General features: G+C 66.8%; 20 protein-coding genes. 5 read left to right on the forward strand and 15 right to left on the reverse strand.

From position 1 onward, the window contains the following. Nucleotides 1-3: 3 nt before the first annotated feature. The 6 genes from P1U75_RS13085 to P1U75_RS13110 all read right to left on the reverse strand — a co-directional run bounded on the left by P1U75_RS13085 (nucleotide 4) and on the right by P1U75_RS13110 (nucleotide 6,239). Nucleotides 4-1,197: a biopolymer transporter ExbB gene (locus P1U75_RS13085; protein WP_300244098.1), complete on the reverse strand. Its 1,194-nt coding sequence runs from the start codon at nucleotides 1,195-1,197 to the stop codon at nucleotides 4-6. 69 nt (nucleotides 1,198-1,266) lie between these two features. Beyond that, a complete protein-coding gene (locus P1U75_RS13090; protein ID WP_300244100.1) occupies nucleotides 1,267-1,797 on the reverse strand; it encodes a gamma-glutamylcyclotransferase in 531 nt (176 codons plus the stop codon). Between the two features lie 62 nt (nucleotides 1,798-1,859). Then, entirely contained in the window at nucleotides 1,860-2,738 is an 879-nt protein-coding gene (locus P1U75_RS13095) for an extensin family protein (protein WP_300244103.1), read from the reverse strand. Next, nucleotides 2,735-3,664, reverse strand: a complete 930-nt coding sequence (locus P1U75_RS13100; protein WP_300244106.1) for a prephenate/arogenate dehydrogenase family protein — start codon at nucleotides 3,662-3,664, stop codon at nucleotides 2,735-2,737. The genes P1U75_RS13095 and P1U75_RS13100 overlap by 4 nt, the downstream gene beginning before the upstream one ends. Further along, on the reverse strand, nucleotides 3,661-4,743 hold the full coding sequence (hisC, locus tag P1U75_RS13105) for a histidinol-phosphate transaminase (protein ID WP_300244109.1): 1,083 nt from the start codon (nucleotides 4,741-4,743) through the stop codon (nucleotides 3,661-3,663). The genes P1U75_RS13100 and hisC overlap by 4 nt, the downstream gene beginning before the upstream one ends. Before the next feature lie 62 nt (nucleotides 4,744-4,805). After that, a complete protein-coding gene (locus tag P1U75_RS13110; RefSeq protein ID WP_300244111.1) occupies nucleotides 4,806-6,239 on the reverse strand; it encodes an aminotransferase class V-fold PLP-dependent enzyme in 1,434 nt (477 codons plus the stop codon). A gap of 102 nt (nucleotides 6,240-6,341) precedes the next feature. Between P1U75_RS13110 and P1U75_RS13115 the strand changes: the two genes are divergently transcribed. Further along, a complete protein-coding gene (locus P1U75_RS13115; RefSeq protein ID WP_300244113.1) occupies nucleotides 6,342-6,803 on the forward strand; it encodes an Lrp/AsnC family transcriptional regulator in 462 nt (153 codons plus the stop codon). A gap of 88 nt (nucleotides 6,804-6,891) precedes the next feature. Here the strand turns inward: P1U75_RS13115 and rpsD are convergent, their stop codons facing one another. After that, nucleotides 6,892-7,512, reverse strand: a complete 621-nt coding sequence (gene rpsD / locus P1U75_RS13120; protein WP_300244116.1) for a 30S ribosomal protein S4 — start codon at nucleotides 7,510-7,512, stop codon at nucleotides 6,892-6,894. Between the two features lie 416 nt (nucleotides 7,513-7,928). Between rpsD and P1U75_RS13125 the strand changes: the two genes are divergently transcribed. After that, nucleotides 7,929-8,783 (forward strand): class I SAM-dependent methyltransferase, encoded by an 855-nt coding sequence (locus P1U75_RS13125; RefSeq protein ID WP_300244119.1) that lies wholly within the window; start codon nucleotides 7,929-7,931, stop codon nucleotides 8,781-8,783. 108 nt (nucleotides 8,784-8,891) lie between these two features. On the opposite strand, the gene P1U75_RS13130 is transcribed toward P1U75_RS13125, so the two are convergent. The 5 genes from P1U75_RS13130 to parA form a co-directional block, all read right to left on the reverse strand. Continuing rightward, the gene (locus P1U75_RS13130; protein WP_300244121.1) at nucleotides 8,892-9,956 is read right to left on the reverse strand and encodes a Hint domain-containing protein; all 1,065 of its coding nucleotides are present in this window, start codon (nucleotides 9,954-9,956) and stop codon (nucleotides 8,892-8,894) included. Nucleotides 9,957-10,254: 298 nt separating this feature from the next. Beyond that, the gene (locus P1U75_RS13135; protein WP_300244123.1) at nucleotides 10,255-10,839 is read right to left on the reverse strand and encodes a rhodanese-like domain-containing protein; all 585 of its coding nucleotides are present in this window, start codon (nucleotides 10,837-10,839) and stop codon (nucleotides 10,255-10,257) included. A 36-nt stretch (nucleotides 10,840-10,875) separates the two neighbouring features. Beyond that, complete coding sequence (locus P1U75_RS13140) at nucleotides 10,876-11,283, reverse strand: universal stress protein (RefSeq protein ID WP_300244125.1); 408 nt, start codon at nucleotides 11,281-11,283, stop codon at nucleotides 10,876-10,878. A 178-nt stretch (nucleotides 11,284-11,461) separates the two neighbouring features. Beyond that, complete coding sequence (locus P1U75_RS13145; protein WP_300244128.1) at nucleotides 11,462-11,782, reverse strand: antibiotic biosynthesis monooxygenase family protein; 321 nt, start codon at nucleotides 11,780-11,782, stop codon at nucleotides 11,462-11,464. Nucleotides 11,783-11,811: 29 nt separating this feature from the next. Then, nucleotides 11,812-12,471 (reverse strand): ParA family partition ATPase, encoded by a 660-nt coding sequence (parA, locus tag P1U75_RS13150; protein WP_300244130.1) that lies wholly within the window; start codon nucleotides 12,469-12,471, stop codon nucleotides 11,812-11,814. Nucleotides 12,472-12,599: 128 nt separating this feature from the next. Between parA and P1U75_RS13155 the strand changes: the two genes are divergently transcribed. Both P1U75_RS13155 and P1U75_RS13160 read left to right on the forward strand, forming a co-directional pair. Beyond that, nucleotides 12,600-13,265, forward strand: coding sequence for a hypothetical protein (locus tag P1U75_RS13155; RefSeq protein ID WP_300244132.1), 666 nt, complete (start codon nucleotides 12,600-12,602; stop codon nucleotides 13,263-13,265). Between the two features lie 40 nt (nucleotides 13,266-13,305). Further along, on the forward strand, nucleotides 13,306-13,791 hold the full coding sequence (locus P1U75_RS13160; RefSeq protein WP_300244134.1) for a pyridoxamine 5'-phosphate oxidase family protein: 486 nt from the start codon (nucleotides 13,306-13,308) through the stop codon (nucleotides 13,789-13,791). A gap of 6 nt (nucleotides 13,792-13,797) precedes the next feature. On the opposite strand, the gene P1U75_RS13165 is transcribed toward P1U75_RS13160, so the two are convergent. Together P1U75_RS13165 and P1U75_RS13170 are read right to left on the reverse strand one after the other, a co-directional pair. Further along, entirely contained in the window at nucleotides 13,798-16,083 is a 2,286-nt protein-coding gene (locus P1U75_RS13165; protein ID WP_300244136.1) for a glycosyl hydrolase family 28-related protein, read from the reverse strand. A 468-nt stretch (nucleotides 16,084-16,551) separates the two neighbouring features. Then, the gene (locus tag P1U75_RS13170; RefSeq protein WP_300244138.1) at nucleotides 16,552-18,126 is read right to left on the reverse strand and encodes a lysine--tRNA ligase; all 1,575 of its coding nucleotides are present in this window, start codon (nucleotides 18,124-18,126) and stop codon (nucleotides 16,552-16,554) included. 177 nt (nucleotides 18,127-18,303) lie between these two features. Between P1U75_RS13170 and P1U75_RS13175 the strand changes: the two genes are divergently transcribed. Continuing rightward, nucleotides 18,304-18,672: a tellurite resistance TerB family protein gene (locus tag P1U75_RS13175; protein ID WP_300244307.1), complete on the forward strand. Its 369-nt coding sequence runs from the start codon at nucleotides 18,304-18,306 to the stop codon at nucleotides 18,670-18,672. 22 nt (nucleotides 18,673-18,694) lie between these two features. Here P1U75_RS13175 and dacB read toward each other — a convergent pair whose 3' ends face one another. Continuing rightward, entirely contained in the window at nucleotides 18,695-20,188 is a 1,494-nt protein-coding gene (gene dacB, locus P1U75_RS13180; RefSeq protein ID WP_300244140.1) for a D-alanyl-D-alanine carboxypeptidase/D-alanyl-D-alanine-endopeptidase, read from the reverse strand. Nucleotides 20,189-20,200: the final 12 nt, after the last annotated feature.

Here is a 20,200-nt window from a genome sequence, read left to right on the forward strand (position 1 = left end):
GCCCTAGTCCTCCGTCTTGCCGGTTCTGGGCGGACGCCCCGGACGGCCGGGCCGCGGCGGCGCAAGCGCCTTGATCAGCAGGTCGATGTCCTTGCGCAGCTCGGCCATGCTCTCCTGCCGGCCGGCCGAAATCTCCTCCAGGATGCGCAGCATCTGCACGTCGATCGACCGCAGGCGCATCCGGCTTTCGGCATCAATCCCCTCGCCCGGGCCCTGTGCGCGCATCATCTCGATCAGGGTTTCCTGCCCCACCGCGACCCGCTCCAGCGCGGCGGCGGTGGTTTCGGTCTGATCGAGCCGGTCGTTCATCTGGCCAATACTGTCGACCAGATCGCTCAGCTTGTCGTCCACCGCGGCGCGGCTTTCGTCCGAGCGCGAGAACATCAGCTGCAGGGCTTCCATCTGTTCCGCCATGTGGTCGATCACGCCTTCGAGCACGCTGGGGGCGCTGTCGCCCTCCTCGCCCGAGGCAAACCCCAGACGGGTGATCGACGAGAGCCATTCCTCCAGCTCGCGATAGAACCGGTTCTGCCCATGCCCGGCAAACAGCTCCAGCAGCCCGACCAGCAGCGAGCCGGCAAGGCCCAGCAGCGAGGACGAGAACGCCACCCCCATGCCGCCAAGCTGCGCCTCCAGCCCGGTCATCAGCCGGGTGAAGACCGCGATGCCCTCCTCGCCCTCCTGCGGGGCGAGGCTGCGGATGGTGTCGACCACTGCCGGCACGGTCGTGGCGAGCCCATAGAAGGTGCCCAGAAGGCCGAGGAAAATCAAAAGGTTGACGATATAGCGGGTGATCTCGCGCTCTTCATCGATGCGCTCGGCGACGGAATCGAGGATCGAGCGCGTCGAGGTTGAGCTGAGCTGCATCCGCGCGCCGCGCGCACTCAGAAGCGAGGCCAGCGGCGCCAGAAGCTGCGGCGGCTGCGCCTCGGCCCCGGCGTCGCCGGCGGCAAACCGTTCGATCCAGCGGACCGAGCCGACCAGTTGGAAGACCTGCCAGAAACAGGCCAGCACACCGATCAGGAATACCGCACCGATGAACCCGTTGAGGTAGAGATTGGCCTGGAAAACCGGCAACACCCGCGGCAGCGCCACGAAGGCCCCGAACCCGGCGAGCCCGAAGGCGGTCAGCATCAAGATGATCTGGCGCACCGGCTGTGAAAACTGCGGCCGGGCTTCGCGGTCTCGCTGCACCATCTGGCGTGCGTCCTGACTTTCTCTGCTCTGCGGCGAGCCTACAAAATAATCGCGGGCAACGCCAAGGCTTTATACCGCGAGCGCGCGGACACGTCGCGCCAGCCAGTCGAGATCGGGGTCGCTGAGCCCGATCTCGGCAAGGTGGCTGGCGGTGTTGAAAAGATATTCGGTGTTCGGCCCGCGCCCGCCGACGGCCCGGGCGATGATCTGCGCCTGCTCCTCGAGCGCCAGCCCGCCGCAATACTGGACGTGATCGGGGTCGATCACGTAAGTCACGGCCTCGGCGGTGCCGCCATCCTGAAACCGAACCGGCAGCATCTTTTCCAGGTAGGCCGAGGAAATCAGTTCGCGTTCGCGCAGGTAATCCAGGGTTCGGTCCTCCTGCCCCTCGGCCACGGCGAGCGCCAGCCCGGCACAGCGCGCCCCCGGCGCCGCGTCGAGAGCGAGGACAAGGCCCGGCTCCGCCTCGGTGCCACGGTGATGGATCGAGCGCATGCAGAACGACCGGTGATAATCGGCCAGCACCGCGACTTCGCGCCGCGCCACGTCAAAGCCCGGGTTCCACAGCAGCGACCCATATCCGAACACCCACATGGTCATCAGCGTCTCCCTAATCTGATGCCGGCGCTCTATCCGAAATCCGCGGCGGGAAAAAGACCGGTTCAGTGGCAATAGGGGCCGCTGCGATAGCGCGCGGTATCGACGTGGAAATGATCGCGGTGATAGCGGTCGGCCTGCGGGCCCAGCACGGTGCCGAACGGGCCGCAGGCGGCCTTCCAGACATCGCGCAGCGGCCGCAGCGTGGTGCCCTGCCCCCAGCCTTCACGCACGGTGATCACCTCGCCGTCCTTCATGACAAAGGCCGAGATGTCGATCGCCCGTCCCTTTCCATGCTCGGATATCTTCGCGCCGCGCTTGTTGTTGCGGGTGCGGCAGGCGTAATGGGCGGCCACCCGCAGTTCCACCACCGGGCCGCGGCGGCGAAAGGCCGGCTTCACCCCGCGCTCAACCCAGGTGTTCAGCGCGCGGGCGGTGTCGCAGGTCATGATGGCCTGCTGGCTCAGCCGCACCCCGGCCACTTCGCGCACGCGCACCGCGTCCTCGATACCGCAGCCGCGCAGCTTGCCCGGCACCCGCCCAACAGGCTCGCCCTGGATGTCGATGTCGCCGCAGACCGAGCCCTTGCGCCGCTTGAGTTTCTTCAGAAAGACCTTTTCCTCCAGCCCCTCGGGGCGCGCCAGCGGCATAGGAGAGGTTTCGGGGCCAAGAAACGGAAGGCCGGCCGGGCGCACCGCCGCGCTGGCGACCTGTGGCGAGGGCGGGCGCGGTCTTGGCGGCTGGTGCGCCTCCGGCGGACCGCCTGCCGCCGCCGTTACCGCGGCGCGCGGCTTGGGACGCAATCTCGGCGTGATCGCCGCAGTCGATAGGTCGGTGGAGCTGCCGCGCGCCAGCGGGCGCGGGGAATGATGCGGCGCGCGGGCGATGGCGGGCAACGCCAGAAGCGACAGGCCCAGCACCAGGGCCAGCCGCCCGCCGATCATTTCGTGGCCCTTTTGGCGCGGCCGAAATCGGGCGCGTCGGTATCCTGCCCCGCCTCGATGATACCGCGCCGGATGGCGCGGGTCCGGGTGAAATAGTCGAACAGATGCTGCCCGTCGCCGGTGCGGATGGCGCGCTGCAACGCGAACAGTTCCTCGGTGAAACGGCCGAGGATCTCCAGCGTCGCGTCCTTGTTGGTCAGGAAGACGTCGCGCCACATGGTGGGGTCGCTGGCCGCGATGCGGGTGAAATCGCGAAAACCCGCGGCGGAATACTTGATCACCTCGCTGTCGGTAACCCGGCGCAGATCGTCGGCCACGCCCACCATCGTATAGGCGATCAGGTGCGGCGCGTGGCTGGTCACCGCCAGCACCAGGTCGTGATGCTCGGCGTCCATCTCGTCGACATGGGCGCCCATCCCCTCCCACAGGGCGCGCAATTGCGCCACCTGTTCGGACGAGCCGCTGTCGACCGGCACCAGCAGGCACCAGCGGTTGTCGAACAATTCGGCAAAGCCGCTTTCGGGGCCGGAATGCTCGGTCCCTGCCAGCGGGTGGCCGGGGATGAAATGCACCCCCTCGGGCAGTTCGGGCGTGACCGTGTCGATCACGTGTTTCTTGACCGAGCCAACATCGGTGACCGTGCAGCCGGGCTTCAGCGCGGCGGAAATCTCCTGTGCGACCCCGCCCATCGCGCCCACCGGCACCGCCAGAACCACAAGGTCGGCGCCCTCAACCGCCTCGGTCGCGCTGTCGCAGACCCGATCGCACAACCCGATCCGGCGGGCGGTCTCCCGGGTGGCCTGGCTGCGGGCATAGCCGGTCACCTCGCCCGCCAGCCCGGTGCGTTTCATCGCCCAGAACATCGACGAGGCGATCAGCCCCAGCCCGATCAGGGCGACGCGGTCATAGATCGGTGCGTCGCTCATGCCTGTTCCCGCCACTTGGTCAGGGTCGCGATCACGCGCCCGGTCTGGTCCTCGTCGCCCACGGTGATGCGGAGCGCCTCGGGAAAACCATAGCCCGTGACCCTACGAACGATGATCCCGTCGTCCTGAAACGCCCGGTCGACCGCCGCCGCCTCCTCGGCACCGGCGAAACGGGCCAGCACAAAATTGGTGTGGCTGTCGTCGCAGGCCACGCCCAGCTGCCGGATCGCGCCGACCAGCCGTGCCCGCTGTCCCGCGTTGAGCGCGGCACAGCTCTCGACCCAGTCGCGGTCGCGCACCGCCGCCTCGGCCGTCGCCAGTTGCACGCCTGACAGGTTGAAGGGCTGGCGGATCCGGGTCATCACCTCGATCAGCTCCCCGGGCCCGTACCCCCAGCCGATCCGCAGCCCGCCCAGCCCGTAAACCTTGGAAAAGGTGCGCGTCATGATCACGTTGGGCCGCGCCCCGGCCAGCGCCGCGCCGCCGTCGTATCCTTCGGCGTATTCGGTATAGGCGCCGTCGATCACCAGCAGCACATGCGCGGGCAGGCCGTCGGCCAGCCGGTCAAGCTCCCCCTCGGGAAGGATCGTTCCGGTCGGGTTGCCCGGGTTGGTCAGCAGCACGATCCGCGTCCTGTCGCTCACCGCCGCAAGGATCGCGTCGACATCGACCACCCGCGCGGCCTCGGGCACGCAGACCGGCGTCGCCCCGGCCATGTGGATCAGAACCGGGTACATGGAGAACCCGTGTTCGGTGTGGATGATCTCGTCGCCCGGGCCTGAGAACGCCAGGCAGACGAATTGCAGCACCTCGTCCGAGCCGACCCCGCAGATGATACGCGCCGGGTCGAGCCCGTGAACCTCGCCGATCGCCTGCCGCAGCTCGGCATGATCGGTCGAGGGATAGCGGTGCAGGGTCTTTGCGGCCTCGGCCAGGGCCGCCTGCGCCGAGGGCGGCGCGCCCAGCGGATTCTCGTTCGAGGACAGCTTGAGCACGTCATGCCGCCCGGCAATGGTGGCCTTGCCGCCTACGTAAAGAGCGATGTCCATGATGCCGGGTTGCGGTGTGATCTTGCTCATTCCAGGGCTCCTTGCTGGGCCCCGTTCTATCGTTCACACCGGTGAGAGAAAAGCGGCAATGCTCACGCCGCGGTGGCGCCGCGCAGGCGGAACTGCGCCCTTCCCCGGTCCACGTCATAAAGCGCGGCATGGCGCGGCGCCCGCATTGCCAGATCGGCCACGCTGTCGACGATATAGCGCACGGTCTCCTCCGACATCATGTAGGAGAGGTTGAGGCGCACCCAGCCGGGTTTCGAAAGCTCCCGTCCCACGCGCATATCGGCCTCCATCGCCTCGGACTCCGGCCGGCCGATCCCCAGCAGCCGATGCCCGTAGGGCCCGGCGCAGGCGCAACCGCCGCGCGCCTGAATGCCGTAGATATCGCTGAGCATCCGGGTGAACAGCTGGTGATGCACCGGCACGCCATCCGGCCCCATCACCCGAAAGGAATAGATCGGCAGGCGCGGCGCCTGCTGAGAACCAAGCAGGTCGAGATGCGGGTTGCCGCCCCACCCGGCCCGGGCGATGTCGGAATAGCGGACCTCGCGCGCCGCGATCTCCTCTTCCCCGACCGCCGCCTTGACCAGAAAGGCCAGCGCAGCGCGAATGTCGCCGATCACGTTGGGCGTTCCCGCCTCTTCGCGCGCGACAAGGTCATCGGCATAGCTGTGCCCCCAGGGCGAGACAAAGCTGACGGTTCCGCCGCCCGGCGCGCTTGGTGCGCGCCGCCGTACCGTGGCCCGGTTCACCACCAACATGCCCGAGGCGCCGGGCCCGCCGGGAAACTTGTGCGGCGAGACCACGATCGCGCCCTTGGGCGCGGCCCCGTTACCCCCCATGTCGATCGGCAGATACGGCCCGCCACCGGCGTAATCCCACACCGACAAGGCCCCGTTGGCCCGCAGCAGGCGGGTCACCGGATCAGGATCAGTGACAATCCCCGTGACGTTGGAGGCCGCGGAAAAGGCACCGATCTTCAGATCGCTGCCGACATGCTCCGCCAGCTGCGCGCGCAGATCATCCAGGTCGACGCCGCCACCCGGCGCCTCGGCGATCTCGATGACCTCGGCGCGGCTTTCGCGCCAGGGCAGGATGTTGGAATGATGTTCATAGGGTCCGATAAAAACCACCGGCCGGTCAGCCTCGTTCACTCCCCAAAGACTGACCAGCCGGTTCAACCCCGCCGTGGCGCCCGATCCGGCGAAAATCACCGCATCGTCTTCCGTGGCGCCGACCAGCCGGGCGATCTCGGCGCGGGCCTCTGCCCGGAGCCGAGTGATGTAGGATCCGCAGTAAGAGGCCTCGGTATGACTGTTGGCATAGAACGGCAGGACCCGCTCGGCGACGAAATCCTCGACCTGCCGCATGGCGCGGCCCGATGCGGTGTAATCGGCGTAAACCAGCGGCACCTCGCCGCCCAGGCCGGGGATTCGCATGCCCTCGCCGATCACCCCGTCGCGCAGGGTGTCATCGGCGGCCTGCGCGACCAGCGCGGATTTCAGCGGATCGAAGAACATCGGTCACCTCACGATTGATGCACCGATCCTCACCCGCCAAAATGGAAAAATGTTCACCATATATTGCATTATTCGAAAAATATTTGTGTCATATGATCTGAAATGCCGGGAAATACCGATCATATCGACCGCGCCTTGCTTCGGGCGCTTCAGGCCGACGCGGGCCTGTCGCAACGCGACCTTGCCGACCGGGTGGGCATTTCGCAGAACGCCTGCTGGCGGCGGCTGAAGCAGCTGACCGCGCGCGGCATCCTTCAGGGCAGCACCGCGCGGGTGAACCGGCAGGGGCTGGGGCTGGATCTCGTGGTCTTCGTCATGCTGCGCACACGTCACCATTCGGCCGACTGGCTGCAGACCTTTCGCCGGCACGTGCTGACGATACCGGAGGTGGTGGATTTCCACCGCATCGGGGGCGATTACGACTATCAGCTCAAGGTGGTGACGCAGGACATGGCCAGCTATGACCGGGTATACCGGCGGCTGATCGAGGGCGTCGAACTGGACAGCGTGACCTCCTATTTCGCGATGGAGGCAATCGCCGAGGGCCGGCCGCTGCCGCTGTGAGGCACAACGACAAAAGCCGCCCCGTCGGGGCGGCTTCGCATGGTTTGGCAGAAAGATGCGGAAGGCCCGGAAAACCGGACCGCCCGGATTAGTTCTGCGCGTAGAATTCGATGACCAGATGCGGTTCCATCATCACCGGATAAGGCACATCGCCAAGGTTGGGCATGCGCACGAAGGTCGCGGTCAATTTGGAGTGGTCGACGTCGATATAATCGGGCACGTCGCGCTCGGGCAGCTGGGTGGCTTCGAGGATCGCCGCCATCTGCTTGGACTTCTCGCGGACCTCGACGACATCGCCCTCTTTCACGCGGTAAGAGGGGATGTTCACGCGCTTGCCGTTGACCAGCACATGGCCATGGTTCACGAACTGGCGCGCGGCAAAGACGGTGGGCACGAACTTGGCGCGGTAGACCACCGCGTCGAGGCGACGCTCCAGCAGGCCGACCAGGTTTTCACCGGTGTCGCCCTTGACCCGCTCGGCCTCGGCGAAGATGCGGCGGAACTGCTTTTCGGTCAGGTCGCCATAGTAGCCCTTGAGCTTCTGCTTGGCGCGCAGCTGGATGCCGAAATCCGAAAGCTTGCCCTTGCGGCGCTGGCCGTGCTGGCCGGGGCCGTATTCGCGGCGGTTGACCGGCGACTTGGGGCGGCCCCAGATGTTTTCGCCCATGCGGCGGTCGATCTTGTACTTGGCAGACGTGCGTTTGGTCACGGCTGATCTCCTTCTGACGATGTGAAGGGCGTTGTCCTCTGGCCGGAGCCCGACAGGCGTCCCCTTGCGGGGGCCACCAACACCAATGAAGCCGCGCTTATATAGGCGGCGCGGGAGGAGTCAACAGCGGTCCGTCGGCTTTTCGTGATGCCGATGCACCCGTCTTCAGTTGCGGCCGCCTCCGCGCCGGACGCATGGCTGCTCAAAGGATCTCGGCGAACCGCCCCAGAGCGTGCCGGAGATGCGGTGGTCATCACCAACAGGATTGATAACCTTCGCCTGACATGGCAGGGGTTGAGGGTCGAGACGGCGGGGCACGGCGGGCGCCAGCGATGCAGGGCGGGTAGAAGTTTATGGAACAAAGTACTTTTTCTGATCGAGCGTACAGGCTCAAGTTCCTGATTTGGGGCGCGCGGATGTTCGGACGTGTTACCGGCCGCGTGCCGGAGCGCACCACCTGGCCGCTGGTCTGGGGCGGTAGCCGACGCTATGCGCCCGACCGCTGGAAACAGCGGGACCGGGACTTTGAGCGCCGGGACTTCAGCTACGAGGACGCGGTGCAGTTCCTGCAAGCGTCCCTGCGCAAAGGCCCGGGCGTTATCCGGGGCAGTGCCAAGGACGTCGTACAGGGCAGCATGCCCAAGGAAGAACTGGACTTCGTCGCGAAGTATCTGACCGGGCTGCGCAAGGAGGGGCGTCCGCTACGCGGCCTGCATATCGGCGATTTCGTCGGGCTGTCGCTGGCCCACCTGACCGATGCCGCGCGCAACGTTCACGCCGGGTCCGTCGTGATGAGCATCGACCCCAACGCGCCCCATCGCGGGATGGACAACCCCAAGGATCTCGTCACCGGCCTGATGGCGCGATACGACCTTCTGGACAACTGGCTACCGCTGACAGGGTTCACGCTGGAGCGCACCGGCATTGCCGACATCAGCAACAGAAACGCCGGAACCACGAAATTCGCCAGCTATTACGGTTTCGGCGCGGCGCATGTGCTGGCCAATCTCGCGAAGGTCGGCACCCGGTTCGATTTCGCGCTGATCGACGGCAACCACAACAGCGGATACCTGCGCCGGGAAATCGACAGGTTGTCCCGGCTGATCCGTCCCGGCGGCTTGCTTTTCCTCGACGATCTCGATGAACACTGGTCGGGTGTGACAGAGGTGTTCGACGGGCTCGACCACCGCCGATTCCAGCGACTGGCGCGGGGTGGCCGGGCCGGCGTCGTGCGGGTGCTGCGCGAGAAGGGACCGGGGCAGACCCCCTGATTTCCTGACAGTGCGATCCGGCGCCGGGGTGGCCGCCGATGGCCTGCCGGCGCGCCGGCATGTGGCATTCCGCGCACGGCACCCCCCGGCAAGGCGGGCCGGGGGCCTCTACGCCGCCTCGTGCATCAGGATCGCGGCCTCCGACCGGCTGAGGTTGCGCCGCGCGAAGGGGCCGTACAGATGCGGATCGGCCTCCAGTTCCGGCAGATGCCCCGACAGGCGCGCGCGGTCGGCCGCGCCCAGCGTGCCCAGGTCGGCGTTGGCGGGGTGAAAGCTCTCGGTTTCCACGCCGTTCGCGGTCAGGATCTCGTGGTTGGGTAGCAGCAGGTGCACGTAAGTCACCTCGCGCACCGCGTGATCCTCGATCACCGTGGTGCCGTTGACGAGATCGCGCGCGGCCACCAGCACCTCGTCGGTATTGAACAGCGCCTGCGCCGCCCTTCCCCGCACCAGCATCCGGTGTTCGGGCGAGACCAGCAGCGACTGATCCGGGCGTTCGATCCCCAGCGCGCCGGCGCACAGGCGCACCGGGCGAAGCTGCGGCGTCACCTCCAGCCGCGCCCCGGTGATCCGCCGGCTGCCGATCCAGAGCACCGGCTGCGCGCCGCTGTCGCGGGTCTGCACCAGGTCGCCCTCGCGCAATTGCTCGACCGGGCGCACCCCCCGGGGCGTTTCCAGCCGGGTTCCGGGGGTGAAACAGATGACCCCGCCACGGGTCTCGTCCACCTGGCGCGGCGCCTGGTCGGACAGGCTATGGCGCACCACCCAAAGGTCGCTATGGCGCGGCGGCATCTCGTTCAGGAACATCAACAGCGGCCTGCGCCCCGGCCCGGCCTCGATCACCGTCACGCTATAGCTGCGCGCGCCGTCGGTGACGACGAAGAACCGCTCCATCAGCGGATCATCGACATCGACGACCGACAAGTCAGTGGTATTGCGCACCGCTGCACCTACGAGGCGCCGCACCGTGCGGGCCGCGCGTTTGCGTATCTCGGTCTCTCCGTCCGCCCCGCCCAGCCGCAACAGCCCGTTCGGCCCATCCACGCGCACGATATCGCCGCGCCAGGACCATGCCGCGCCCGTGTTGAGCGCCCTCACCGGCGGGTCATCGAGCCCGTCGATCTCTGTCTGCGACCAGGAAATGACGAACGTGCCACGAAAGCCCGTTTCCATTTGCCTGTTTGCCTGCCTTGCTCTTGTTTTTTTGAAGATTAACAAAACCGGCCCGACAAAGGAAGACCTTTTGATTTCCAGTGGTTAGATTGTATTCTTTATGTACCGGACGGACCGCGCGTCGAAATTATCCACAGCGTGCCGCCGGCTGAGCGAAAACCCGCTGCCCCGGAAAATCCAATGAAATCAAGGCCCCGGGAATCCAAGGCCGGTCAGCGCGCCGCGCCAGCAAAACCCGGGAAGGGCCATCGCCCCCCGGTCCCGAAACGCAGGCGGCTGTCACCCTGCCGGGTCGCGGTTACTGCGTCACCGTCAACCCCAGCATCCGCCAGACCTGCATGCCGCCACGGTAATAGTGGATCTTGTCGGCCGGGTAGCCCGCCTCGATCATCCGCCGCGCGGCGGCAGGCGACTGGCCGCACCACGGCCCGTTGCAGAACAGCGCCACCGGCCTGGCATTCTCGCAATCGAAGCCGTCGAAATCGATCTCGCAGCCCAGCTCGCCCAGCCGGTCGGCAGCCTCGGTATAGGGAATGTTGATCGCCCCGGGGATCGAGCCGCCCTCGAAATTGCTTCGCACCCGGCCATCGACAACCACCGCCTCCGGGTCCTGCAGCATCGCGATCAGCTCCAGCTCGCCGATGGTGGTCACCCCCTCGGCGGGCGCATGCGGCTGAATGCAGAACGGCGGACAGGCGCGCGAGGTCAGCGCCCAGTCGCCCGTCACCTTGTTATCGTTGTCCTGAATGCGCGAGATCGTGGCGCTGCCGCCCTCGGGCAACGGCACCGCCACCTCCATCACCTCCTTGGTGATCCCGACCGGATCGGCCATCGCAGGCGTCGCCAGCACCAACGCCGTCAGCATGGACAAAGCGGTTTTCATGACAATCTCCCTTTCTTGCCAGATCCGAGACCCGGCTCAGCGCACAACGTGCACCGCGCATTGCGCGTGCCGCACCACCTGCGCCGCGGTCGAGCCCAGCAGCAGATCCTGCATCCCCGGCCGGTGCGAGGCGATGATGATCAGGTCCGGCTTGTTGATCTCGGCCCATTCCAGGATCGACCGGCCCGAATGCCCCTCGATCACCACGGCCCTGGCGTTCGGCAGCTTGGCCGCCATATCCTCCAGCTCCTGCTGGATCGCCTGGCGCGCCTCGGCCATGTAGTCCTCGGGCATGTAGGAAATCGCGTACCCCGGAATATGCTCGACCACGTGCAGCAGCGTCACCTGCGCCTCCGGCGTGCTCAGCATCTCGGCCAGCTTCATCGGCGCACTCACGTCGCGGTCGGCATCGAAGGACACCGGAATCAGGATGTTGTGGTACATGTTGTCTCTCCTCTGTACGTCCCGGGTACTCTGGACGCGCGGTCGGGGACCGGCCTTGATCCACATCATTCCGGCACCCCGGCGACACCGCGCGCGCTGACCCGTCCCGACCCAGAGTATTGAAAACAGGCGGGATTGAAATCAAATTCATTCTCCGGCCCATCGGCACCGGCGCGCCTCAGCCAAAGGCCGCCGCCACCTCGTACATCACCGGCTCAAAGCTCTTGCACAGCTCGTTGATGGCGCGGTTGCGCTTGCGCATCTCAGGGGTGCGCAGCATGGCCTGGAAATCCTCCCGCCGCGCCCACTGGGAATAATTGGCGATCCGCGTCTGGGCATCGTTCACATGCAACCCGGCGGCGATAAACCCGGGCTGATTCGAGATAAACTCGGCATAGGCAGCGGTCAGCGCATCCAGCAGGTCCTGACAGGTGCCCGGCGTCATCTCGAAGGTGGTGATGACAGTCTGAACACTGGCATCCTTGGAAATTCTCGGCATGGTCTCCTCCTTCTCCGAAATCCAGCCTATCACAGCCGATCAAGCGCCGTCTGCACCTCCTGCACCAGGCGCGTCACCTCGTCATGGGCCGGCCCTTTCGGCGCCTCCAGCGCCGCGCGCCCCTGCCCCAGCGTCTCGGCATAGACGACGCGGTTGGCCATCGCCGTTTCGGCAACCTCGGCCTCAAGCTCTCCGGCCTTCTCGGCCACGTCCGCGGACAGCCGCGTGCCCGGGCGCGCGCGGGTCATCACGATCATCGCCGGCACCTCCTCGCGGGTGGCGAGATAAAGCACCATCTCGACCGCCCAGAGATCCAGGTGCGACGAGGCCACCGGCACCAGCGCCAGATCGCTGGCCCGCAACGCCGGGCGCAGATCGCTGTCGGCCTTGGGCGGGGTATCGATGATCACGATGTCATGCGCCTGCGACAGCTTGCGCAGCTCGTAACTCACCCCCCAGGCCGAGGCGGTGGAAAAACTGATCTCCGGCGTCGCGGCCAGGGCGCCGCCCGCGCCCGCCTCCAGCGCCTCCAGCCGGGTCATGAACCAGCGCCCGGCGCTGCCCTGCGGATCGGTATCCATCAGCGCCACCGACTTGCCGGCGCGGGCGAATCCGACCGCGAGGTTGACCGCCAGCGTGGTCTTGCCCGAACCGCCCTTTTGCTGCGCCACCGTGATCACATGTGCCATCCGGGCCTCCGCTTCATGCCGCATCGCAGCATAAAGCAGCCGCCCGCCAACGCAACGAGAATCCGGAATCAGCGTGAATAACGGTTCGTTAACCTTGCTCCCCGACCCTGCCAGGAAAGGAGCCCGCGATGCGCCGCCTCGTCCCGCTGCTGTTCGCCCTGCTCTGCACCGCCCCGCCCGCCGGGGCCGGGGCCTGGATGCGCGAAACCGGGAGCGGGTTTCTTTCGGTCTCCGGCACCCTGCGGCAGGGCGATCCCGACGCGCGCCGGGAATTGTCGGTCTACGCGGATTTCGGACTGTCGCCGCGCCTCAGCCTCGGGATCGACGTCAACGAACGGCCGGGCGTCGCCGGGCATGCGCTGCTCTTCGCCCGCCTGCCGCTCAGCCGCCCCGCTGCGCACACCCGGGTGGCGATCGAGGCCGCGCTCGGCGGTCATCACTGGCGCGGGGCCTGGGATCCGATGTACCGGCTGACGCTGTCGCTCGGTCGCGGGTTCCTCACCCGCCGCGGTGCCGGCTGGTACGCCATCGACGCCGGGTATGAGCGCCGGCTCGGCAACAGCACCCCGATCTACAAGCTCGACGCCACGCTCGGCCTCTCCGCCCCCGGTCGCATCCGCCCGATCCTGCAACTGGAGACCGCGCATATCCCCGGCCAGCCGCTGTTCTGGGCGGTCGCGCCGGGGGTGTTGATCGACACCGGTCACGATACCACCTGGCTGGTCGGGCTGGAGCGCAAATCGGCGGGCCGCGATACCGTCGGGATCAAGTTCGCGCTCTGGCACCGGTTCTGACCGGCTTGCCCGTGCGCCCCCGCGGCCCTAGACAGGCCCGATGACCGACCCGATCCGCCCCACCGACGACGCGGCCCGCCAGTTGGCCCGCGACCTGCTGGATAGCGCCCGCTTTGCCGCGCTGGCCGTGGTGCTGGCGGATGGCGCGCCGATGGTGACCCGCGTCGCCTTTGGCCGCGCGCCCGAGGGCACGCCGCTGACACTGATCTCCGATCTTGCCGCCCATACCGGCGCGCTGCGCGCCAACCCGGCCTGTTCGCTTCTGGTGGGCGAGCCTGGCCCCAAGGGCGATCCGCTGACCCACCCGCGCCTCACGCTCCAGGCCCACGCCCGTTTCACCGGCAAGGGCGACGCAGGCCACGATGCGCTGGCCGCGCATTACCTGCGCGACCACCCCAAGGCCCGGCTCTATATCGGCTTCGCCGATTTCGCCTTCGCCCTGTTCACGGTCCGGGCGGGCCACCTCAACGGCGGTTTCGGCAAGGCCTTCCGCCTGACCGCCGCCGACATGGGCCTGCCCGGCTGATCCGGCTCAGGTGTCGATGCGCAGGCTCAGCGCCACCTCACCCTTGACCGCCTCGGACCACACCAGCTTGACCTTGTCGCCCTTCGATCCCTGTTCAAGCTGGACATAGGGCAGATCGTGCACCACCGTGCCGCCACCGGTCTTGATTGCCGCCAGCGGCACGATCCCGTCGACCCCGCGCGCGCGCCCCTCGAACGGCAATTCACCGCCCGCCTCCACCGTCCAGGTCGCCGCGGCACTGCCCTCGCTGTGGCGCAGCCGCAGCGGGTTCATCACCTGGTAGGTGACCGCGTGAAAGGTATTGCCGGCGAATGTCACGTTCTTGAACCGGGTGTAATCGAGATCCGAAAAGGTGGTATCGACCCGCTCGGCCCGGTCGATGGTGCCGTTGATGCTGCGGAACATGTTGCCGGTCACGTTGACGCCGTTCAGGAAATGCCCGCTGCCATGCGGCTTGACGACGATATAGCTGAACCAGGGCGCCACGTCGCCGGACAGAAAGATGTTGTCGGCAATGCTCATCGCGGCAAAGGAAAAGCCGCTGACGAAATCCGGGCTCGGGTCGTGTTCGTTGGTCCACTCGATGAAACAATTGTCGACATAGTTGCTGGTCACGGTCGAGCTGCAATAGCTCGCGCTCAGCACCAGCCCGGCCGTGCGCACCCCGCCCGAGACCCCGTCGCCCTGAAAGAAATGGTTCGCCATCACCACGTTGTTGCTGCCCGCCAGCACCGCGAAATGGCGGAACTTCTCGGCCCGGTTGTTGCGCAGCTTGACGTCGTTGGCATTGGCATTGATCGCGATGCTGGTCCGCTCGTCCACGTCCAGGTCGTTCTCGTCCGACAGGAACTGGCAGCGGTCGATCAGCATCCCCTGGCAGCCCGACCCGATCGAGGTCACGCCGCGATCCTTCGGCCGGCTGATGAAACAGTCGCGCAGGTGAAACGCCACCCCGGTCACCGCCAGCCGGATGCCGCTGCACACCCCCTCGCACTGCACCTCCAGATCCGAGAGTGAGAACTTGCTCAGGTTGGTGAACCCGCTGAAATCCAGCAGGTACTTGAAATCGCGAAAGGTGAAATTCTGCGTGCCCACCGCGTCGTAAAGCGGCCCGCTCAGGGTGATCTCCTGCGCGCCGGTCTTCTTGTCGGTCACGTAAACCTCGCGCCCCACGCCCACGCCCTCGACCAGCGCCCCAACCGGCACATTGGCCACGTTGTTCACCCCGGTCAGCTTCTTGGGGTCCGACAGGCTGTAACTCGCCTGAGAGGTGACAACATCGGTGTCCCAGGCCGCGCCCGGGCTGGCCTCCAGCTGGCCGTTGCGGACCACCCGCCGGGTGGAATAGCTGCCCTTGTTGGGCACCGCCGCCTGCAGGTCGATCGGGCCGGTCACCGTCACCTTGCGCCCGCCCATGTCGAGGCTCTCGTGATCGGCGTTGTTCAGCAGTGCCTGGAACGCCTTGCGAAAGGCCAGCTCCTCGTCGCCGAAGGCATCGATGTAGTGCGGCAGATCGAAACTCTTGGTCAAGAGCAGCATCTTGTCGTCGGGCATCGTCACCGTGCCCTCGAAGGCCACCTCGGAGTCCAGCGTCACGGACGAACCCAGGTGATAGACCCCCGCCGGCACGAACACCCGGCGCCCGTCGGCATCGGCATCGGCGGCGTCAAAGGCGGCGCTGTCATCGCTCACCCCGTCGCCCAGCGCACCGTAATCGCGCACGTCCACCTGGCTCAGCATGTCGCGCAGGAACACGCCGGTGATGTCGTTGATCTCGACATCGTCGATGCGCACCACCCCGCCGTTGGCCCCGGTCAGGTCCAGTCCGAAATGCCCGTATTCGGCTGCCACGCCCCAGACCATATCGACCCCGCCGCGATCGCCGGTGCCGACGATGGCGCGCAGCTCCACCACCTCGCCATAGCTGGTCAGGGTGGTGGCCGCCGCGGTCTCGGTCACGCCGCCCACGTGATTGTCCGCGGAATCGCCGGCCCAGCCGGCAATGCGCACCGTCGGCAGCGCACCGCTCATCGCCTTGATCCGCACGATGATCTGCAGGTAGCAACCCGGCAACAGCGGCGTCTTGCCCATGGAACGCAGCTTTTGCGTGGTGTCGGTCTTCTGCAACTCCAGACAGCCGGCGAAATCCTGGTCCGCCGCCACCAGCGCCGCGTTCACCGCCCCGTCGTATGTGTCCGAGCCCGGCGTGCCGTTGCCGCTCGACCACTGGTCCAGCCCCTCCGCAAAACTCGGAGGCATCAGCACCACGCCCTCGGTAATCGCCTTGTTCATGAGACACCCCTTTTCTTCGCCCCGCGCCGGGCCGTTCCGGTCGGCGCAAACGGGTATCCCGGCGGAGTTAACACCGGCTGAGACCACCGCGCGCAGGCGCGCCGCGCGGCAACACGGCAGAACAGGGGGCGGGCGGGGGCACCTGGCTTCAGGCGCTACCTTCGGGCATCCTCAGAATCTCCACCGCGTCGATCGCTCAGGTCCGCACCGCCACAAGGACTGAACCCACACTTTCCCCGTAGGGCGGGCTTCAGCCCGCCACCGCCAACCGACACTCAGGAAAACCGCGGGCTGAAGCCCGCCCTACGCCCCTCACGCCAATTCGCCCGCCAGCGCCTTGTCGATCAGCGGCATGGTCTCCGCGCCGCCGTAAAGCGCGATGAACCCGCAATCGCCCCCGTAGGGCGGGCTTCAGCCCGCCACCGCCAGCCGACGCTCCGGAAAACCGCGGGCTGAAGCCCTCCGCGCTCAGGTCAGCTCGCCTACCAGCGCCTTGTCGATCAGCGCCACGGTCTCCGCGACGCCGTAAAGCGCGATGAACCCGCCAAAGCGCGGCCCCTGGGACGCCCCCAGAAGCACCTCGTAAAGCGCGGTGAACCAGGCACGCAGCGGGTCGAACTTCTCTCGGCCCACTGCGTAGACCACCGATTGCAGCGCCTCGTCCTCGACCGGCCCGTCGTAGCCGGCCAGCGCGTCGCGCAACTCCAGCAGCGCCGCGCGCTCCAACTCGCTCGGCGCCCGGTACACCCGGTGCGGCCGCACGAAATCCTCGTAATACTTCACCGCGAATCCCGCGGCGGCGTCCAGATCGGGATGCGACTCGGGCGTCGCCTCGGGCACATAGCGGCGGATGAACCCCCAAAGGGTCTCCTTGTCATGCGCCGAGGCGACCGAGGCCAGGTTCAGCAGCATTGCAAAGGGCACCACCAGTGTCGAGACCGGCACCGCGCCGCCGTGGATATGCCAGATCGGGTTGTTCAGCCGCGCCTTCAGGTCCTGCCCGGCATAGGCGCGCAACTGCTGGTGATACTCGTCCACCGCCTTGGGGATCACGTCGAAATACAGCCGCTTGGCCGTCTTCGGCTTGAGATACATGAAATAGCTCAGGCTCTCGGTGCTGGCATAGCTCAGCCATTCGTCGATGCTGATCCCGTTGCCCGAGGATTTCGATATCTTCTGCCCGGTCTCGTCCAGGAACAGCTCATAGGTGAAATGCTCGGGCTTGCGCTGGCCCAGGATCTCGCAGATCCGGTCATAGATCGGCGTATTGGTCGAATGGTCCTTGCCGTACATCTCGAAATCCACGCCCAGCGCCGCCCAGCGGGCGCCGAAATCCGGCTTCCATTGCAGTTTCACGTTGCCGCCGGTGACCGGCAGGGTCCATTCCTTGCCGTCCTCGTCGTCAAAGGTGATGGTGTAATCCTTCGCGTTCACCTCCTTCATCGGCACGTAAAGCACACGGCCCGTCTCCGGGTGGATCGGCAGGAAGATCGAATAGGTCGCCGCCCGCTCCTCCCGGAGCGATTTCAGCATGACCTTCATCACCTCGTCGTATTTCTCGACCGCGCGCTTCAGCACCTCGTCGAACTGCCCCGACTTGTAGAATTCGGTCGCCGAGTAGAAATCATACTCGAACCCGAAAGTATCGAGGAACCGCCGCAGCATGGCGTTGTTGTGCGCGCCAAAACTCTCGTGGGTGCCGAACGGGTCCGGTACGCTGGTCAGCGGCTTTTGCAGATGCTCTTTCAGCATCTCCTGGTCCGGCACGTTGCCCGGCACCTTGCGCATCCCGTCCAGATCGTCGGAAAAACAGATCATCCGGGTGGGAATGTCGCTGATCGCCTCGAAGGCGCGGCGGATCATCGTGGTGCGCAGCACCTCGCCAAAGGTGCCGATATGCGGCAAGCCGCTGGGGCCATAGCCGGTCTCGAACAGCACATATCCCTTTTCCGGCGGAGTCTTCTGATAGCGCTTGAGCACGCGGCGCGCTTCTTCAAAAGGCCAGGCTTTCGATTGCAGGGCGGCTTCGCGCAATTCCGACATGTCATTCTCCGAAGGGTCAACGCCGCGCATCGGGCGCGCGACCATGCGCCGCTACCTATTGTGCTGCCGCAGGCGCGTCAATATTCTGCACCGCAACATGCGCAAGCCAAAGGAGCGTTCCCCGTGACCAGCCCAGACCAACATGTGCTCAGCGCGCAAGACTGCCTCGTCGCCCTGATGATCGCCGTTTCCGCCTCCGACGAGAACATCCGCACCGCCGAACTGGTCAAGATCCAGTCGGCGGTCAATCACCTGCCGGTCTTCGCCGGCTATGACATCGACCGCATGAACGTGGTGTCGCAGATGGTGTTCGACCTGTTCGAGCAGGAGGACGGGCTGGATGCCCTGTTCGGCCTCATTCGCGACGACCTGCCCGAACGATTGCATGAAACCGCCTATGCGCTGGCCTGCGACGTGGCCGCCGCCGACGGCAAGCTGGCCGCGGCGGAACTGCGCCTGCTCGAGGAAATCCGGTATGAGCTGAACCTCGACCGGCTGCACGCCGCCGCCATCGAACGCGGCGCCCGCGCCCGCCACCTGACCTGAGTGCTCCGGGCCATTGGCCCGGTCACCCCCGATGGGCCGCGCCCCAACGCTCGATCAGTTTCTGCTGCAGCTGCTTCGACTTGCGGTTCCACGGGCGCGCGCCCTGCGGCACCTCCTCCTCGGCGCGCTTGCTGCGCGCCCGGCTCTGCAGGTCGGCGGTAAAGATCGCAAAGGCCAGCTCGGTGCCGTCCGGCGCGGTCAGGAACCCGCCCAGCCCGGATACGAAATACAGCGTCCCGGTCTTGGCATCGACCCGGATCGGGTGGTTCTTGATCAGATTGCCGCGCGCATCGCGCATCGGGAACGGCTTCAGCAAAGGCCGCAGGACCCCCTGCCGCCGTACCGCCACCAGCGCCGTCACCAGATCGTCCGGCGTCATCCGCGAGGCATCGCTCAGCCCCGAGTGGTCCACCAGCCGGGTCGCGCCCATGCCCAGCTCCCGCCCGGCCCAGCGGCTCATCTCCTCGGCCGAGGCGCGCAGCGAGCGCGGCGCAGCACCCCCCGCGGCAGTGGCGCTCATTCCGACCATCTCGGCGGTCAGGTTGTTGGAATACTTCAGCATCAGCCGCAGGACCTCGCGCAGCGGCGCACTGGTCTGGCGCGCCACTTCGGTGCCGCCGGACAGCCGGTCCGTCACCTCCGCCGGGCGCAGCACGATCCCATGCGCCCGCGCCATGGTGCGGAACACGTCGCCGGCGTAAAGCGCCGGCTTGCGCACCGGCAGCCAGCGCGACCCGCCCTTGCCCAGCGCCGTGCTCGCCACGGTCCAGTCGTCGATACCGTTCTGGTCGCGGTAGGTATAGACCGGCAACCGCCGGTTGGCGACGCGCATCCGCGCCATCTCGACCGCCGGACGATACCGCTCGCTGCGTGCATCCATCGCCACAGCATAGCCCTTGGCGCCCTGCGTCCACTGGAAATGCACCCGGTTGTAATTCAGCGCGATCCCCGACACCGCCGGGCTGTAGCCCAGGTGATCGGGCTGGGTGCCGTCGATGCTGCGCGCATAGGGCAACGCCCCGTCGTAGACCAGCAACCGCCCGCGCACCTCGCGGATTCCGGCCCGTTTCATCTGCGCCGCAAGATCGGCCAGCCCGTCGGTATCCAGCGTCGGATCGCCGCCCCCGGCCAGCACCAGATCACCCTGCACCACGCCGTTGCTCACCGGCCCCGCCGCAATCACGCGGGTGACAAAGCGATGCCCCGCCCCTAGCCGGTCCAGCGCGTAGAGCGAAGTCACGATCTTGGCAACACTCGCCGGCGGCATCCCCGCAGCACCCCGGATCGAATCCAGTCGCTTGCCGGTCTTGACGTCGGCCACCGTACAGGCCACCTCGCCGGGCAGGCCGAACCGCGCGATCAGCGCCTCGGCGCCGCCGGTGACACGCACGGTGAAATCGGCACCGCGCATCCTTGGCCGCAGCGAGGCCGCCGGCGGCCCGCCGGAAACGGCGCCCGGAACCGCCGCCGCGCCCAGACCCGCCAAAATCCAACGTCGTGAAACCCTGATGCTCATGGCCGCATAAGA

The sequence above is a fragment of the Antarcticimicrobium sp. genome (genome assembly GCF_029212575.1).
In the GTDB taxonomy this organism is placed as follows: Bacteria; Pseudomonadota; Alphaproteobacteria; order Rhodobacterales; family Rhodobacteraceae; genus Antarcticimicrobium.